14 protein-coding genes are annotated in these 17,925 nt (G+C 53.5%); 8 read left to right on the top strand and 6 right to left on the bottom strand.

The features are described from left to right. Positions 1-84: 84 nt before the first annotated feature. Positions 85-1,464 (top strand): putrescine aminotransferase, encoded by a 1,380-nt coding sequence (ygjG, locus tag OGV65_RS24530; protein ID WP_049259762.1) that lies wholly within the window; start codon positions 85-87, stop codon positions 1,462-1,464. Between the two features lie 90 nt (positions 1,465-1,554). Here ygjG and OGV65_RS24525 read toward each other — a convergent pair whose 3' ends face one another. Then, on the bottom strand, positions 1,555-1,887 hold the full coding sequence (locus tag OGV65_RS24525; RefSeq protein WP_016157522.1) for a tRNA-binding protein: 333 nt from the start codon (positions 1,885-1,887) through the stop codon (positions 1,555-1,557). Between the two features lie 209 nt (positions 1,888-2,096). Here OGV65_RS24525 and ebgR point away from each other — a divergent pair, with 209 nt between their 5' ends. From ebgR to OGV65_RS24505, 4 genes are all read left to right on the top strand, one after another. After that, a complete protein-coding gene (gene ebgR, locus OGV65_RS24520; protein WP_047499182.1) occupies positions 2,097-3,080 on the top strand; it encodes a transcriptional regulator EbgR in 984 nt (327 codons plus the stop codon). Between the two features lie 206 nt (positions 3,081-3,286). Further along, positions 3,287-6,379, top strand: a complete 3,093-nt coding sequence (ebgA, locus tag OGV65_RS24515) for a beta-galactosidase subunit alpha (protein ID WP_286455536.1) — start codon at positions 3,287-3,289, stop codon at positions 6,377-6,379. After that, positions 6,376-6,825 (top strand): beta-galactosidase subunit beta, encoded by a 450-nt coding sequence (locus tag OGV65_RS24510; protein ID WP_016154597.1) that lies wholly within the window; start codon positions 6,376-6,378, stop codon positions 6,823-6,825. Before ebgA ends, OGV65_RS24510 begins: the two co-directional genes overlap by 4 nt. A 65-nt stretch (positions 6,826-6,890) precedes the next feature. Further along, positions 6,891-8,324 (top strand): amino acid permease, encoded by a 1,434-nt coding sequence (locus OGV65_RS24505; protein ID WP_016154598.1) that lies wholly within the window; start codon positions 6,891-6,893, stop codon positions 8,322-8,324. A 212-nt stretch (positions 8,325-8,536) separates the two neighbouring features. On the opposite strand, the gene OGV65_RS24500 is transcribed toward OGV65_RS24505, so the two are convergent. From OGV65_RS24500 to OGV65_RS24480, 5 genes are read right to left on the bottom strand one after another with little or no spacing between them, the layout of a single operon-like run. Next, positions 8,537-9,595 carry a glycoside hydrolase family 130 protein gene (locus tag OGV65_RS24500; protein ID WP_153689989.1) on the bottom strand — a complete coding sequence of 353 codons (1,059 nt, stop codon included), beginning with the start codon at positions 9,593-9,595 and terminating at the stop codon, positions 8,537-8,539. After that, the gene (locus tag OGV65_RS24495; protein ID WP_286455535.1) at positions 9,579-11,162 is read right to left on the bottom strand and encodes an alpha-glucosidase; all 1,584 of its coding nucleotides are present in this window, start codon (positions 11,160-11,162) and stop codon (positions 9,579-9,581) included. Before OGV65_RS24495 ends, OGV65_RS24500 begins: the two co-directional genes overlap by 17 nt. A gap of 11 nt (positions 11,163-11,173) precedes the next feature. Further along, complete coding sequence (locus OGV65_RS24490; RefSeq protein WP_016154601.1) at positions 11,174-12,001, bottom strand: carbohydrate ABC transporter permease; 828 nt, start codon at positions 11,999-12,001, stop codon at positions 11,174-11,176. Further along, positions 12,002-12,868, bottom strand: coding sequence for a carbohydrate ABC transporter permease (locus tag OGV65_RS24485; protein ID WP_200047064.1), 867 nt, complete (start codon positions 12,866-12,868; stop codon positions 12,002-12,004). A 9-nt stretch (positions 12,869-12,877) separates the two neighbouring features. Continuing rightward, positions 12,878-14,164, bottom strand: coding sequence for an ABC transporter substrate-binding protein (locus OGV65_RS24480; RefSeq protein ID WP_016154603.1), 1,287 nt, complete (start codon positions 14,162-14,164; stop codon positions 12,878-12,880). Between the two features lie 211 nt (positions 14,165-14,375). Between OGV65_RS24480 and OGV65_RS24475 the strand changes: the two genes are divergently transcribed. The 3 genes from OGV65_RS24475 to OGV65_RS24465 are packed head-to-tail and all read left to right on the top strand — an operon-like array spanning position 14,376 to position 17,900. Then, positions 14,376-15,422, top strand: a complete 1,047-nt coding sequence (locus tag OGV65_RS24475) for a LacI family DNA-binding transcriptional regulator (protein WP_016154604.1) — start codon at positions 14,376-14,378, stop codon at positions 15,420-15,422. Between the two features lie 25 nt (positions 15,423-15,447). Next, complete coding sequence (locus OGV65_RS24470) at positions 15,448-16,836, top strand: phosphohexomutase domain-containing protein (protein WP_286455534.1); 1,389 nt, start codon at positions 15,448-15,450, stop codon at positions 16,834-16,836. After that, a complete protein-coding gene (locus OGV65_RS24465; RefSeq protein ID WP_109017951.1) occupies positions 16,833-17,900 on the top strand; it encodes an ABC transporter ATP-binding protein in 1,068 nt (355 codons plus the stop codon). The genes OGV65_RS24470 and OGV65_RS24465 overlap by 4 nt, the downstream gene beginning before the upstream one ends. The last annotated feature ends 25 nt before the right edge of the window (positions 17,901-17,925 follow it).

Here is a 17,925-nt window from a genome sequence, read left to right as displayed (position 1 = left end):
ATTTTTGCTAAGCGCGCCGGAATGGCGCAATCACTGCAATACTTAAATCAGTATCATGTGATACGCGAGCTCCGGGAGCATATTTTGAACAGGTTACCTTCCAGCGCATCGGCCCTGGCCTGCAGCGCACACGCACTGAATCTCATCGAAAAGCGCACGCTTGATCATGAGGAAATGAAATCATTAAACCGAGAGGTGATTGAATACTTCAAGGAGCATGTCAATCCGGGGTTCTTAGAGTATCGAAAATCTGTAACTGCAGGCGGGGATTACGGAGCCGTAGAGTGGCAAGCGGGAAGCCTGAATACGCTTGTCGACACCCAGGGGCAGGAGTTCGTCGATTGCCTGGGTGGATTTGGAATTTTCAACGTGGGGCACCGTAATCCAGTCGTGGTTTCCGCCGTACAGAATCAACTCGCGAAACAACCTCTGCACAGCCAGGAGCTACTTGACCCTCTGCGGGCCATGCTGGCAAAAACCCTCGCCGCGCTGGCGCCAGGTAAACTGAAATACAGTTTTTTCTGTAACAGCGGGACCGAGTCGGTTGAAGCCGCTCTGAAGCTGGCGAAAGCGTATCAATCGCCGCGCGGTAAATTTACGTTCATTGCCACCAGCGGCGCATTCCACGGCAAATCACTGGGAGCACTGTCCGCCACGGCTAAATCAACATTCCGCAAACCCTTTATGCCGCTGCTGCCGGGTTTCCGCCATGTGCCGTTTGGCGATATTAACGCGATGCGCACCATGCTCAGCGAGTGTAAAAAGACCGGTGACGACGTCGCAGCCGTGATCCTCGAACCTATCCAGGGTGAAGGGGGCGTGATCCTGCCACCGCAAGGGTATTTGCCCGCCGTGCGTAAACTTTGCGATGAGTTTGGCGCGCTGATGATCCTTGATGAAGTGCAGACGGGCATGGGTCGTACCGGCAAAATGTTCGCCTGCGAGCACGAAAACGTGCAGCCCGACATTATGTGTCTGGCCAAGGCGCTGGGCGGCGGCGTGATGCCAATTGGCGCAACCATTGCCACCGAAGAGGTGTTTTCCGTTCTGTTCGACAATCCCTTCTTGCATACCACCACGTTTGGCGGCAACCCGCTCGCTTGTGCGGCTGCGTTAGCCACCATTAACGTCCTGCTGGAGCAAAATTTACCGGCTCAGGCGGAGCAGAAAGGCGATATGTTGCTGGATGGTTTCCGCCAGCTTGCTCGGGAGTACCCAGACCTGGTGCATGATGTACGCGGTAAAGGCATGCTGATGGCAATTGAGTTTGTCGATAATGAAATCGGCTACAACTTTGCCAGTGAGATGTTCCGCCAGCGGGTACTGGTTGCCGGCACGCTAAACAATGCAAAGACGATCCGTATCGAACCGCCGTTAACGTTAACGATCGAGCAATGCGATCTGGTATTGCGATCGACGCGCAAAGCCCTGGCAGCATTACGGGTGAGCGTGGAGCAGGTGTAATACATGTCGGATGGCGCTGCGCATCTCAGGCTTACGGGATCAAATGTAGGTCGGATAAAAGCGTAGCGGCCATCCGGCAATTAGCACAACTTAAACAATCCGCACACCCGCAGGCATAAGGCGTTCTGGCGTCAGCAGCACGCTTTCGCTGCCATCGTCCGTCTCAGCGCAGAGCAACATGCATTCTGACGTTTCCCCGCGCATTTTGGCCTTTTGCAGATTACACAGCACCACCACCGTTTTCCCCATCAGCTCCTCTTCGCTGTAATAAGGCACCAGGCTGGTCACGGTTTGCAGCGTACGCTCTCCCACATCCACCTGCACGATATACAGCTTATCAGCATTGTCATGGCGCTTTACCTGTGCGATTTTTCCAACACGTATTTCCATTCGGGCAAAATCAGCAAATGCGACGGTATCCATTGTGTTCTCCTTTGGTAAAATTTTACTAAATACTAGCAAAATATTTTCTTGGCATGGTTCTCAAAAGCGGGAAAATGACGTAGTCATCACACTCTGAAAGCCCAGTTTTACCCCAGACATGTCAATTAAACGTACTTTTTTTACTGAAAACAGATGAATAGATAAGCACTTCATTTACAATGCGCAGGTAACTCAGGGAAAAGGCAAACATGGCAACACTTAAAGACATCGCAATCGAAGCTGGCGTGTCCCTGGCGACAGTGTCCCGGGTTTTAAACGATGACCCCACGCTGAATGTAAAAGAAGAGACCAAGCATCGCATTCTGGAGATCGCGGAAAAACTGGAGTACAAAACCAGCAGTGCTCGTAAAAACCAGACCAGCGCGCTCGGCCCCCAGCATATTCTGGCGCTCTACAGCTACCAGCAGGATTTGGAAATCAACGATCCTTACTATCTCGCGATCCGTCACGGAATAGAAACCCAGTGTGAGAAGCTGGGGATCGAACTGACCAACTGCTATGAGCACAGTGGGCTGCCGGAGAGCAAAAACATTACCGGCATTCTTATTGTCGGCAAGCCTTCTCCGGTTTTGCGTAATGCGGCAACAGCGCTTACCGACAACATCTGCTTTATCGATTTCCATGAACCCGGCAGCGAATATGACGCCGTCGATATCGATCTGGCCCGCATCAGTAAAGAGAGCATCGACTACTTCATCGCCCAGGGCGTCACTCGCATTGGCTTCATCGGCGGTGAAGACGAACCCGGCAAGGCAGATATCCGTGAAGCCGCGTTTGTCGAATACGGTCGTCTGCAGCAGGTCGTTTCTGAACAGGACATCTATCGCGGCGGTTTCTCCAGTTCATCAGGGTATGAACTGGCCAAAAAAATGCTGGCGAAAGCCGACTATCCCGGTGCCCTGTTTGTGGCTTCAGACTCGATTGCTATTGGCGTTCTGCGCGCCATTCACGAGCGTGGCCTGAACATTCCGCAGGACATTTCGCTGATTAGCGTTAATGATATCCCGACAGCGCGCTTCACCTTTCCTCCGCTTTCCACCGTTCGCATCCATTCAGAAATGATGGGCAGTCAGGGCGTCAACCTGCTGTTTGAGAAAGCCCGCGATGGGCGTGCGCTTCCTCTGCTGGTTTTTGTTCCCAGCAAGCTGAAACTGCGCGGCACCACCCGCTAAAATCCCCAGTAAACACGCCCGGTTTCTTCTGATGCCGGGCGCGCATTGTCATGCATTATTTTCTGCGCCCCATTATTTTCGTGATCCAGTTAAAGTAAATCACCTCACTCGCTATATTTTAGTAAAACTTTTACTAAAATCACCATCAATTACACTTACTCACCATTACAATGAATGGTTCCGATTTTTCTCCACCGGGAGGCCTTATGAATCGCTGGGAAAACATTCAGCTCACCCACGAAAATCGACTGGCGCCACGCGCATATTTTTTCTCTTATGACTCCGTTGCGCAGGCTCGCTCGTTTGCCCGCGAAACCAGCAGCCTCTTTCAGTTGCTAAGCGGTCAGTGGAATTTTCAGTTCTTTGAGCATCCGCTGCAGGTGCCGGAAATCTTTACGTCGCAGTTTATGAATGACTGGGGCAGCATCACCGTCCCAGGCATGTGGCAGATGGAAGGACACGGCAAACTGCAGTATACCGACGAAGGTTTTCCTTTCCCGATTGATGTCCCCTACGTTCCGACCAATAACCCCACCGGAGCCTACCAGCGCATTTTCTCCCTCAGCGAAGGCTGGCAGGGCAAACAAACGCTGATTAAATTTGATGGCGTAGAAACCTACTTCGAAGTTTACGTGAATGGTCAGTACGTCGGTTTCAGCAAAGGCAGCCGCCTGACGGCTGAATTTGATATCAGCGCGGTGGTGAAGACCGGTGACAACCTGCTGTGCGTTCGCGTAATGCAATGGGCTGATTCCACTTACGTTGAAGACCAGGACATGTGGTGGTCGGCGGGAATTTTCCGCGACGTCTATCTGGTAGGCAAACAGGCGACCCATATTCAGGATTTTACCGTTCGCACCGAGTTCGATGATGACTATCGCGACGCCATCCTCACCTGCGACATTGCGCTGGAAAACCTGGCTGCCACGCCAGCGATGGCGTCGCTCGAATACACCTTGTTTGACGGTGAGCAGGCGCTGCATAGCGGCGTAATTAACAATCTGGCAGTGGATCAACACACCCTCACCGCTTTTAATTTCAAGGTTAGCGCGCCGCAGCAGTGGTCAGCGGAATCGCCGTATCTTTATCATCTGGTGATGACGCTGAAAGATGCCAACGGCAATCTCCTTGAGGTCGTGCCACAGCGGGTCGGATTCCGTGATATCAAAGTTCGCGACGGTCTGTTTTACATCAATAACCGCTACGTGATGCTGCATGGCGTTAACCGCCACGATAACGATCATCTTAAAGGCCGTGCGGTTGGCATGGATCGCGTTGAAAAAGATCTGCTGTTAATGAAGCAGCACAACATCAACTCCGTGCGTACCGCCCATTACCCGAACGATCCGCGCTTCTATGAATTGTGCGATATCTACGGTCTGTTCGTGATGGCCGAAACCGACGTTGAATCTCACGGCTTCGCCAATATCGGCGATATCAGCCGGATAACCGACGATCCGCTGTGGGAAAACGTCTACGTTGAGCGCATCGTGCGCCACATCCATGCACAAAAAAACCACCCGTCGATCGTCATCTGGTCGCTCGGCAACGAATCCGGATACGGCTGTAACATCCGCGCCATGTATCACGCCGCAAAAGCGCTGGATGACACGCGTCTGATCCATTACGAAGAAGATCGTGACGCCGAAGTGGTGGATATCATCTCCACCATGTACACCCGTGTGCCGCTGATGAATGAGTTTGGCGAATATCCACATCCTAAGCCGCGCATCATCTGCGAATATGCTCACGCCATGGGCAACGGTCCCGGCGGGCTGACGGAATATCAGAACGTCTTTTATCAGCATGACTGCATTCAGGGACACTATGTCTGGGAGTGGTGCGATCACGGGATTCAGGCCAAAGATGACGACGGCAACGTCTGGTACAAATATGGCGGCGACTACGGCGACTATCCGAACAACTACAACTTCTGCCTTGATGGCCTGATTTATTCCGATCAAACCCCGGGGCCGGGTCTGCAGGAGTACAAGCAGGTGATTGCGCCAGTAAAAGTACGCGCACAGGATCTGGCTCGCGGCGAGCTACGGGTAGAAAACAAACTGTGGTTTACCACGCTTGACGACTACACCTTGCATATTGAGGTTCGCGCCGAGGGAGATACGCTTTCTGCTCAGCAGATAAAACTGCGCGACGTCCCTCCTAACAGCGATACCCTCGTGCAATGCACACTGCCGGAGCTGGATGCGCGCGAAGCGTTCCTCAACGTCATCGTGACGAAAGATTCCCGTACGGCATACAGCGAAGCCGGGCACCACATCGCGACTTATCAGTTCCCGCTGAAGGCCAGAACGGCGGCTGCCGTACCGTTTAGCCTGAAAAACGCTACCCCTCTGACGCTGGAAGACAGCCCCCAGAGCTGCACCATACGCGGTTATAACTTCCTTCTGACCTTCTCAAAACTGAACGGTAAGCCCATTAGCTGGACCGTTAACGGTGAGGAGCTGATTACCCGCGAGCCGAAGATTAATTTCTTCAAACCAACCATTGATAACCACAAACAAGAGTTCGAAGGCCTTTGGCAACCAAATCATTTACAGATTATGCAGGAGCATCTGCGCGATTTTGCCATTGAGCAAACCGATGACGCGCTGTTGATAACCAGCCAGACGATTATCGCCCCGCCGGTATTTGATTTCGGTATGCGCTGTACCTACCGCTGGCGGATTGCCGCAGACGGTCAGTTGAACGTGGAGCTTTCCGGCCAGCCTTACGGCGAGTACCGGGACATTATTCCGTGCATCGGCTTCACGATGGGCATCAACGGCGATTTGGGGAAGGTGGCGTATTACGGACGTGGTCCCGGTGAAAACTATGCCGATAGCCAGCAGGCCAACATCATCGATATCTGGCGCAGCAGCGTGGATGAAATGTTCGAAAACTATCCGTTCCCGCAAAACAACGGCAATCGTCAGGACGTGCGCTGGGCAACGCTAACCAACCGCCACGGCAACGGTCTGCTGGTGGTTCCGCAGCGCCCTGTCAACCTGAGCGCCTGGCGCTATACGCCAGAAAATATCTTTGCCGCACAGCACTGTAATGCGCTGCAGCGCAGCGATGACATCACCCTGAATCTGGACCACCAGGTGCTGGGCTTAGGCTCCAACTCATGGGGAAGCGAGGTGCTTGATTCCTGGCGCGTCTGGTTCCGTTCGTTCAGCTACGGCTTCACGTTGTTGCCGGTTTCCGGTAGCGAATCTAGCGCTCAAACCGCCGCCAGCCGCGTCTTTGGTACCGGGTTCTTTTCCACGAATTTGCACAGTGAGAATACAAAATGAGGATCATCGACAACTTAGCGCAGTTCCAACAAATTTACGCATCCGGGAAGAAGTGGCAGCGCTGCGTCGAAGCGATTGAAAATATTGATAATATTCAACCAGGCGTCGCCCACTCTATCGGTGATTCCCTGAGCTATCGCGTGGAGACAGACTCCGCGACCGATGCGCTGTTTACCGGTCATCGTCGTTATTTTGAAATCCATTACTACCTGCAAGGACAGCAAAAAATAGAGTATGCCGCCAAAGAGGATCTCCAGGTGGTTGAATATTATCGCGATGAAACCGATCGCGAATATCTGAAAGGCTGTGGAAAAACCGTAGAAGTGCGCGAAGGACAAATGGTTATTTGTGACAACCATGAAGCCTATCGTTTTATTTGTAATAACGCAGTGAAGAAAGTCGTACTCAAAGTCACCATCGAAGATGGTTATTTTCATAATAAATAAAAACACAGGCGGCGCCGACGTTGCGCCGCCAGTACCCTATAATAATCAGGAATCGGAGATGTGCTATGTCTGATACCAAACGTAATACCATCGGCAAGTTCGGCTTACTTTCACTCACCTTTGCCGCGGTTTATAGTTTTAATAACGTTATCAACAATAATATTGAGCTGGGTCTGGCATCCGCACCGATGTTTTTCCTCGCGACGATCTTCTACTTTATTCCGTTCTGCTTAATCATCGCTGAATTTGTTTCGCTGAATAAAAACTCCGAAGCCGGTGTCTATGCTTGGGTGAAAAGTTCGCTGGGCGGACGTTGGGCATTTATTACCGCCTATACCTATTGGTTCGTTAACCTGTTCTTTTTTACCTCGCTGTTACCCCGTGTTATCGCCTACGCCTCATATGCTTTTTTAGGCTACGAATACATTCTGACACCGTTCGCAACCACGGTGTTAAGTATGGTGCTGTTTGCCTTCTCCACCTGGGTTTCGACCAACGGCGCAAAAATGTTAGGACCGATTACTTCGGTCACCTCCACATTGATGCTGCTGCTGACCCTGTCCTACATCCTGCTGGCGGGTACTGCGCTGGTTGGCGGCGTACAGCCTGCTGACCCTATCACCGTAGACGCAATGATCCCGAATTTTAACTGGGCCTTCCTCGGTATCACCACCTGGATCTTTATGGCGGCAGGCGGTGCGGAGTCGGTGGCAGTGTACGTCAACGACGTCAAGGGCGGGTCCAAATCGTTCGTGAAGGTCATTATCATTGCCGGGATTTTTATCGGCGTGCTCTATTCCATCTCCTCGGTACTGATCAACGTCTTCGTCAGCAGCAAAGAGCTGAAATTTACCGGTGGTTCGGTACAGGTATTCCACGGCCTGGCGGCATACTTTGGCCTGCCGGAACTGATCGTTAACCGCTTTGTCGGCCTGGTCTCCTTTACCGCGATGTTCGGCTCTCTGCTGATGTGGACCGCAACGCCGGTGAAAATTTTCTTCTCTGAAATTCCGGCGGGAATTTTCGGTAAAAAAACCGTCGAACTAAATGAAAACGGCGTTCCGGCCCGCGCAGCCTGGATTCAGTTCCTGATTGTTATCCCGCTGATGATTATCCCAACGCTCGGCTCCAATACCGTGCAGGATTTAATGAACACCATCATCAACATGACCGCCGCCGCATCAATGCTGCCGCCGCTGTTTATTATGCTGGCTTACCTGAATCTGCGCGCAAAACTGGACCACTTACCGCGCGACTTCCGTATGGGTTCGCAAAAAACCGGCATTATTGTGGTATCGATGCTGATTGTCCTTTTCACCATCGGGTTTATTGCCTCGACCTTCCCGACCGGCGGTAACATCATGACCATTATTTTCTATAACGTCGGGGGGATTGTTATTTTTCTCGGTTTTGCCTGGTGGAAATACAGTAAATACATCAAAGGGCTAACCAAAGAAGAAAAAGCTATTGAGGCGGCCCCCGCGTCAGATATTAATTAAAATATTAATAACGATAAGCGCAATCTGTTTTCTTGCTCACCTGAAATACAATGTGACATTAAATATACAGACTTGCAGGGCATTTATTGCCCTGCTCTTCTGTTGTGTATTTTCATTATTTGCAGCAAAGATTCGTCCACCAGCGGCCACAACGTGTGAATCGACGTCCCCTGCCAGAAACGGGTTTAGCAACCCAGGACGCTCTGCGGCATTTATTTAACCCCCAGATGCCGCCACAGTTTGTCCAGCGGCATTGTCGCCAGCGCCACACACTCATCGGCGGCGCCGTACCAGACGTGCAGCGTCTCATCGCGGATCAGCGCCCCACAGGTGAACACCACATTGCCGAAGAAGCCTTCGCGCTCGTAGGGCGCATCTGGCTCCAGCAGCGGCACCGGTGATTTCGCCAGAATGCGGGTCGGCTCGTTGAGATCCAGCAGCAGCGCGCCAAGGCAGTAGCGCTGATCGGCATCCACACCGTGGTAGATCTCCAGCCAGCCGCGATCGGTTTTTAATACCGGCGCGCCGCCGCCTGATTTACGGCAGTCCCAGGCATCGCCGGACCGTCCCAGCAGGTGGCGATGGTTGCCCCAGTGCAACATATCCGGCGACTCGCAGATCCAGATTTCCGGATGACCGAAGTGGCACGGGGCCGGACGGGTCAGGGCGTGATATTTACCGGCGATCTTTTCCGGGAAAAAGCAGACGTCGCGGTTGTCCGGACAGAGGATCAACCCTTTTTTCTCCACCGTGACAAAATCTTTGGTCACCGCCAGCGCGGTAGAAATCCCCAGCGACGACACCGCCGAGTAGTTGATGTACGCGGTATCATCGATGCGGGTGATCCGCGCATCTTCGCAGCCGAACTCTTCATATTGCGTATCGGCGATGATAAACGGCTGGCTGTCAATCCGGAAGTTCACCCCATCGCGACTGCGCGCCAGACGCAGATGCGACATGGAGGTCAGCCACACCCGCGCCGGATCGCTTTTCAGCACGATCACCCGCGGATCGCTGAAATCATAGCGTTCATCGCGACGATCGAAACTCGCGGTGGCCTGTACCCAGCCCGCATCGGTTTTTTCCAACAGCGGTACGACACGCTGCTGCTGATCGGAATTGATCACGCTTTCCGCCACTCGCAGCAGCAAAACGATCTCCCCGTCACACTCCGTTACGCCAGCATTGAAAACACAATCGACCTTCCTGCCGGGCAGTGAAGGCGTCACGTCCGCCGGGGTAATCAACGGGTTTTTACTGTGCCTGTCCATGTACTCTCCTTTTGATCAAACATTGATTCTTACCAATCCATTGCGCGTCCTCTCCGTACAGCACTTCAGCCTCAATCTCCTGCCACGGATTGCGAACAGGCGCACCAAAGTTGATGGCGATCCAGACCTGCTCCGCCGCCGTCGAACGGGTAAACCAGACGCATTCGTCAGTGAGGTCGAGCGAGTCCTGCTGTCCCTGATGCAGCGCCGCAACGCGGCGGCGCAGGGCGATCAGCCGCCGGTACTGATGCCAGAACGATGTCTCATCCTGTTGCTGGCGCTCCGCGTTAATCAGGGCGATATCGCCGCCGACGGGCATCCACGGCGCGACGGTGGAAAATCCGCCAAAGGGGGCGTCGCGCCAGGGCAGCGGCGCGCGCGAACCATCCCGCGAATGTTCAATAGCCAGCGCCAGCGCCTGCTGTGGGCTGCTGCCTGCGGCAAGGGCGGTGCGGTAATGGGTTTTTCCCTGTATATCAAAAAGCTGCTCTGCCGTTTGCGGACGGTAGTCGGTCACCCCCAGCTCTTCGCCCTGGAAGATAAACGGCACGCCGCTCACCGTTAGCTGGAGCGCCAACACCGCCAGCGCCCGCCCGGTATCGCGCTCGTTTTCGCCAAAGCGGCTGATCATCCGCGACATATCATGGCTGGAGAAAAACAGCGTCGGTAAACCCGACTGCGCAGCCAGCGTGGTTTTTAACTGGTTGAAAAGACGGGAAACATCAAAAGTTTTCTGGCTGCCGATATTGAAATTAAACACCACGTCCATCAGTTGCGGGCTTTGATAGCGGCTGAGCACGTCAGGGTCTTCGCTGCCGATTTCGCCAATCAGGAAATAGTCCCCCTGCGCCCGAACATGGGCACACAGCCGTTGCAGCGTTTCCGGGAGTCGCGGCTGATTGATGTCAAATTCATGGCGCTGCTCGCCGTTCTCTTCCGGGTTATCAGGCCCAATGCCGTCGGTAGTAAGAAAGTTGATGACGTCAAAGCGAAAACCGTCCACCCCCTGCGTAACCCAGAAATCCACCACCCGGTAAATTTCCTGTTCCACCGCGGGGTTGGCCCAGTTGAGATCCACCTGGCCGGGCGCGAATTTATGGTAATAAAATTCGCCGGTGTCAGGCTCAGCGGTCCACGCGCTGCCGGAAAAGAAAGAACGCCAGTTATTCGGCTGGCGGCGAAAAAGGAAATAATCACGATAGCGGCTGTCCGGATTATTCCACGCATCGCAAAACCAGGGATGTTCTGAGGAGACGTGATTGACCACCAGATCGATAATCACCCGAATGCCTCTGGCATGGCAGCCGTCAACCACCCGGCGGAAATCGTCGAGAGTGCCGAAACGGGCGTCAACGGCGCAGTAATCGCTGATATCGTAGCCGTTATCCACCAGCGGAGAGGGATAAAACGGCGTGATCCACACCGCGCCAATGCCCAGCGCCTGCAAATAATCCAGCCGGGAAATCAGGCCCGGAAAATCGCCCAGCCCGTCGTTATTGCCGTCGCAAAACGAAGGCAGATAAATTTGATAACAGGTACACGCCTGCCACCACGGTTGCTTTTTCACCGTCACGTTCCTTATTTCAGTGATAACGACATGCCTTCGAGGAAGTATTTTCTGAACAGAATAAACAGGACAACGATTGGCAGCATCTGCACCACCGACCCCGCCAGCACCGGTCCCAGGTAGATGCCGTAGGATTTGCTGAAGGTGGCGAGCAGCACCGAAAACGGCATTTTGTCCACTTCGCGCATCACGATCAGCGGCCAGAGGAAGTTGTCCCATGAGCTGGAAAAGGTGAACAGTGCGACAATCGCCAGAATGGATTTATTCAGCGGCATCATCACATGCCGCAAGATCCCCCACAGGCTGGCGTGATCGAGCCTTGCGGCATACAGGTAATCATTCGGCGTGCCTTTAAAGCTCTGCGAAACCATAAAAATGCCCCAGGCGCTCATCGCATACGGCAGGATCATCGCCCCGTAGCTGTTGATCAGCCCCAGTTCACGCATCAGGACAAACTGTGGAATGATGAACATAAAGACCGGGAAAACCATCTGCACAATCAACAGGTTGCGAAACGCATTTTTGCCGCGAAACTCGGTTTTCGCGACGGCATATCCCACCAGCATTGAGGTCAGCGTGACGCAGACGGTAATGGTGAGCGACACGAACAGCGAGTTAACCAGGGTGCGCAAAAAAGGTTTGTCCGCCCGGTTGCTGTTATCGAACAGAAAAGCGTAATTCTCCAGCGTCAGATGACCGGAAAACAGCCCGGTCGTGTAGATTTGCGCCGTCGGTTTCAACGAGGAGATCACCATCCAGATAAAAGGATAAAGCCAGGTGAGCGCCAGCAAAAACATCACGGCGTGAATGAGCAGCGTTAAAGGAGTCAGTTTCTTCATTCACACAATCTCGATATGTTTTTCGAATACTTTGCGGAAGACCCAAATGGCGAGGAAACTGCATGCCGCAACGATAATCGACATGGTCGCCGCCCAGGTTGGCTTCATTTTCTGGAACGCCACTTCATACATCACCACCATCGGACTGGTGGTGCTGTTGAGCGGCCCGCCGCCGGTGATAAGATACGGCTCGGTAAAGATGCTGAACGCCACGGTAATCGCCAGCACCATCACCATCACGATTTGCGCGTTCATCATCGGCAGGGTAATCGCCCAACTTTGCTTAAACCTCCCGGTTTTATCCAACTGCGCCGCGCTGTAAATATCCGCGGGGATCGCCACCATCCCGGAATAGAGAATCAGCCCGTAATAACCGACGAATTTCCAGGTAACAATTAACGCAATGGATAACATGGCGCAGTCAGGGTTGGTAAACCAGGGCACAGAGATGCCGAAACTGGCCTGTAAAAATTGATTGACCGGCCCGTATTCGCTGAACAGTTTTGAAAAGACGATGGAATAGGCCACCCCCGAAGAGATATTCGCCAGTAAAAAGCTCAGGGCAATAAAACTTTTCCCGTACTTAATTTTTCGTAATCCCGCGGCAAACAGCAGCGAGGCAAGAAAGACAATCGGGATATACCACATTAAAAAACGGCACACGTTCCACATCGATTGCCAGAATAACGCGTCATGAAACACGCCAATGATATTCTGTAATCCGCTAAACGTCGGCGTGCCAATAAATTGCCAGTTCGTCACGCTGAGCACGACCAGCCAGCACAGCGGATAAAACCAGAACAGCAACGAATAACCGATCCACGTGGAGGCCAGCAGGCCTCCGGTGCGGGATTCATATCCAGCCATTATTTCCCCTTATTTCGCCAGCAACGTGTTAATTTCCTGCGCGGATTTATCGAGGGTGGCTGCCGGATCGGCGTGGTTGAAAATGACCTGCTCCAGCATCTGCGTCATGCTGCGCTGAATCTCCGTGGTTTGCGTAGTGGCCGCTGGCGGCAGCGCGACGTCCACGTAAGATGCGATCGCCTTCTCCAGCGGGTTTTTCTCAAAGTAATTCACAAACAGCGGATTACTCATTAAATCACTGCGTGCTGGCGGCATACCGGTCAGCTCCAGCCAGCTCCGGTCGTGCTCGGCGTTGTTAAAGACCCACTGAATAAACGCCCACGCCTGCGCTTTGCGCTTGCTGGAACTGAAGATAACCACCCCTTTGCTGTCGCCGAACGTATACGGATGCGCGTCGCCTTTCTCGGTGAGCATCGGCCCAATTTGCAGCGTTTTGAGGATCTCCGGATACTGCTTGTGATAGCGAGCGATATCCCACGGACCGCGCGCGGACGCCAGCACCTGTCCAGTCGCTAACGGATCGTCGGCGGCGGTGAAGTCGTAGCTGCTCCACTTGCTGTTAAAGACTTTCCCCATAAAGGTCAGTACCGCCTGTCCGGCAGGATCGGCAAACGTCGCCTGATGACCCGCGAGGTAAGGTTTACCGCCGTTTTGCGCATAATAAAGCGGAATAAAATCGAACCAGCGTTCCCACCAGTTTTTCCCGGCGGTCATCTGGATAACATAGCCGTTATTATCCGCCGCCCGGCGCTCTGCCAACTGATAAAGCTCATCATAACGGGTCGGAACATGGTCAAAACCATACTGCTTGAGTAAATCGCCCCGCCACCACCAGACGATAGGATTAATATAGATTGGCAGAACATGTTGCTCGCCGTTTAATTGCCAGGCAGGAATAATTTTGCCCATCTGTCGGTTATTAACGAGTTCATTAAAACCACTCATTTTAGACAGGTCTTCAAGCTGACCAATTTCCACCAACTGGCTGGCAAAACCGATAAAGATATTACTGGAAATATCGGGTTCCGTGCCGGAAGCCAGCGCGTTCATTATTGCCTCTTCAGAACTGCTGGCGGCAGGAATGGGCGTAAATTCGACCGGGGTATGCGCCGGGTCTTTATTCCATTCTTTAACCATAGTATTCCAGAAGGCTTCTTCATTTTCGTTTGGTGCCACCCACATTTTAATTGGCGTTTTTGCTGTCTCTGCGGATTTTTTATCATCCGGACCGCAGCCAGAAATACAAAATGCGAATAGTACACAGGCTGTTAATTTAGCTAATTTTACAACTCTCACGATAACTCTCCATTTACTTTCAATAAGTATTGATTTACCGCTACCCTGCTATTGAATGGAGCGTAAATTAACACCCCCTTTTTATGTTTAACGTTAAACAAATCACAAAACGATTTTTGTTTAACGTTAAACTTTGCATCAACGTTCAACGCAATGGACGATAGAAATAAATAATTCACGCCAATATATAAACCCAACAAATATATTAAAAATGAAAATAAACGTTAATGATAATAAAGATAAGAAACGTATTACGATAAAATCATTGGCCAAGATTATGGGTATTTCCCATACCACGGTGTCGAACGCATGGAATAATCCGGAAAAATTATCTCCGGAGCTGCGCCAGCGAATTTTGCAATATGCCAGCGAGCTTGGCTTTCAGGGACCGGACAAGCTGGCGCGCGCGCTGCGTACCGGCAAATCTGACACCATCGGCGTGATATTCAACGACTCTATGAGTTACGTGTTTATCGATCCCCACGACATTGCGCTGATGCGGGGGATCGCCGTCCAGTGTGAAGAACAAAACGTCAATCTGGTCTTGATCCCTTTGCGTAAGCGGCAACAGACGCCGCTCAACACCCTGGTTGATGGCTATATTCTCAACGCCACGCATAACAATGCGGCCATGATCCAGCACGCGCTGGCTCATGGGCGTCCGGTGGTCACGCTCGATTTTCAGTTTCCCGACCATAGCAGCGTCTCCATCGATAACGCCTGCGCCATGCGCGATATTGCCCGCTATCTGGCCGATAAAGGTCATCGACATTTCGGCATCATCGCCTTTCCGTCACAGCCCTCAGCGCAGGGAATGTGCGATCTGACCGCCCCCGTCACCGGCGACAACCTGCTGATGCTCTCCCGCGTGAATGCCTGCCGGGAGGTTTTCCAGCAGCGCGGCTTCGCCCTTGATACGTGCTGGCTGTATCAAACCCGACACGATGAAGAACACGGCGAACAGGCGGCCAAAGCGTTACTGGAAACCCATCCGGAGATCACTGCGCTTATCTGCCTTTCCGATCGCTTCGCCGTCGGCGCGATCCACTACTGCCAACGGCAGCAGCTGGCGGTTCCGCAGCGGGTTGCCGTTACCGGTTTCGATAATCTCGCCGTTGAGGTGGCGGGAATACGCCTGACCACCATCGCGCAAGACGCGGAAAAGAAAGGGGAAATGGCCGTCAAATTGCTGCTCACCAGAGGACCGGTGACCCACTATGAATTGCCTTACCAGCTCATCATTCGGGAGTCAGCCTGACTCATTAATTACAGAAGAGTAGATTATGGATGAACTAACCTGTTTTAAAGCCTACGACATTCGCGGTGAGGTTGGCGTCAACCTGACGCCGGATATCGCCTTTCGCATCGGTCGCGCTTACGCCGCCTGGCGCCATCCGCGCCGGGTAGTGATCGGCTCAGACATTCGCCTTAGCTCGGAATCGTTAAAATCCGCCGTGACCGACGGGCTGATTTCCAGCGGCGTGGATGTTATCGACCTTGGTCTGTCAGGCACCGAAGAGATCTACTTCGCCACCCGGGAACTGCGTGCGGACGGCGGCATTCAGATAACCGCCAGCCATAATCCGGCGCAGTACAATGGTATGAAGCTGGTGCGCGAAGAGGCGCGTCCGATCAGTAACGACAACGGCCTGCTGGAGATAAAAGCGCTGGCGGAGCGCAACGACTTTGCACCGATCGTCCATCGTGGCAGCCTCATCCCTTATGATAATCGCCCCGCCTGGATTGCCTGCCTGCTGCGCTTCCTTCAGCATCCGCCGACTCGCCCGCTACGTATTGTGACCAACGCCGGACATGGCACCGTCGGGCCTGCGCTTGACGCGATCGCCGACGGACTGGCCCGTGCGGGGGTTCAGATTGAGTTTATTCGCCTGCACCATCAGCCGGACGGTCATTTCCCCGCAGGCGTGCCCAATCCGATGCTGACGGAAAACCGCCTCATCACCCAGCAGGCGATTATCGAGAATCAGGCTGATTTCGGCATCGCCTGGGATGGCGATTTCGATCGCTGCTTCTTCTTTGATGAGTGTGGCCGCTTTATTGAGAGCTACTACCTGGTTGGCCTGTTTGCCGAGCACTTCCTGCAACGCTCCGCAGGCAGTCATATCATTCTGGACCCGCGCCTGACGTGGAATACGCTGGACGTTGTAACTCGCTGCAGCGGAATCCCGGTCATCAGCAAAACCGGGCACGCCTTTATCAAAGCGCGAATGCGCGAAGAGGACGCGGTCTACGGCGGAGAAATGAGCGGCCACCACTACTTCCGCGATTTTGGCTATTGCGACAGCGGGATGATCCCACTGGTATTGCTGCTGCAAATTATCGGCAGCGACAGCCGTCCGCTGTCGGCGTATATCGAACACGCCCAGGTGCGCTTTCCGGTTTCCGGCGAAATCAATCTGACGGTGGCCGATCCGCAATCGGTCATGCAATCCATCGCCGCTCACTATCTGCAAGCCGGCGGCCTGCGTGACGATTGCGACGGGTTGAGCATCGACTTCGTTGACTGGCGCTTCAACTTACGCGCCTCCAACACCGAGCCGCTGCTGCGCCTGAACGTGGAAACCCGCGCGGATACGGCACTGCTGGCGCGCAAAACCGATGAACTTTTAACGCTGATTGCAGCCTGGGATTCTGACAAGGAGAGGTTATGACCGCGCTAAGCCTGAGCAATATTCATAAAGCCTGGGGCAAGAACACCATCATTGAAAATCTGTCGCTGGAGATCGCCTCCGGGGAGTTCATTGTGCTGGTTGGCCCTTCCGGATGCGGGAAATCCACGCTGCTGCGGATCATCGCCGGACTGGAAATCCCCGACGGCGGTAAACTGGTGATGGGGGGAAAAGAGGTCACCAGGCTTGCGGCGGGCAAACGCAACCTGTCGATGGTGTTTCAGTCCTACGCCCTCTACCCGCATATGACCGTCAGGGAAAATCTGTCATTCGGTTTACGTAATATCAACACGCCTGCCGCCGAGATTGATAAGCGGGTCGCTCACGCCGCCAGCATGCTGAAGCTGGAAGAGATGCTGGACAGGCTGCCGCAGAATCTGTCCGGCGGGCAGCGCCAACGTGTGGCGATCGGGCGTTCTATTGTCCAGCAACCGGAACTGTTTCTGTTTGATGAACCGCTGTCTAACCTGGATGCCGCGTTGCGGGTCGGGATGCGCCAGGAGATCCAGCAGCTGCATAACACCCTGAAAAACACCATGATCTATGTAACGCACGATCAGGTGGAGGCGATGACGCTGGCCGATCGCATCGTGGTGCTTTACAAGGGAAAAATTGAGCAGGTGGGCACGCCGCTGGAGCTGTATAACACCCCGGCAAACCTGTTCGTCGCTGAGTTTATCGGCACGCCGAAAATTAATGTTCTGCCAGCGGTATGGCGTGAAGGCGCGCTGCATATCGCCGATAACCTCGTCTTCCGCCTCACCCGTCAGCCCGTAGGCGTTAGCGACGGGGACAAACTGTTTGTCGCCATCCGCCCGGAGCATATGCAGTACCAGCAGACCGGGGATTTCACATTGCAAGGTCGTACCCGGCTGTGTGAATTACAGGGCGACTCCACGCTGGTGTGGTTGGATTTAGCCGGCCACCCCGTGTGCCTGAAGTCTTTTCAACAGCTTAGCTTCATGCCGGATACACCACTTACGCTCACCGTACAAGAGTCGCACCTGCACCTCTTTGACGGTCTGGGTAAACGACTGGCGTTCTGACCCACTTGCCCTTGCGTCCGCAGGG

The organism is Citrobacter sp. Cb004, from assembly GCF_030337065.1.
Classification (GTDB): Bacteria; Pseudomonadota; Gammaproteobacteria; order Enterobacterales; family Enterobacteriaceae; genus Citrobacter; species Citrobacter braakii.
Note: the sequence above shows the minus strand (reverse complement) of the source record. Positions and strands in the feature narration are given on the sequence as shown.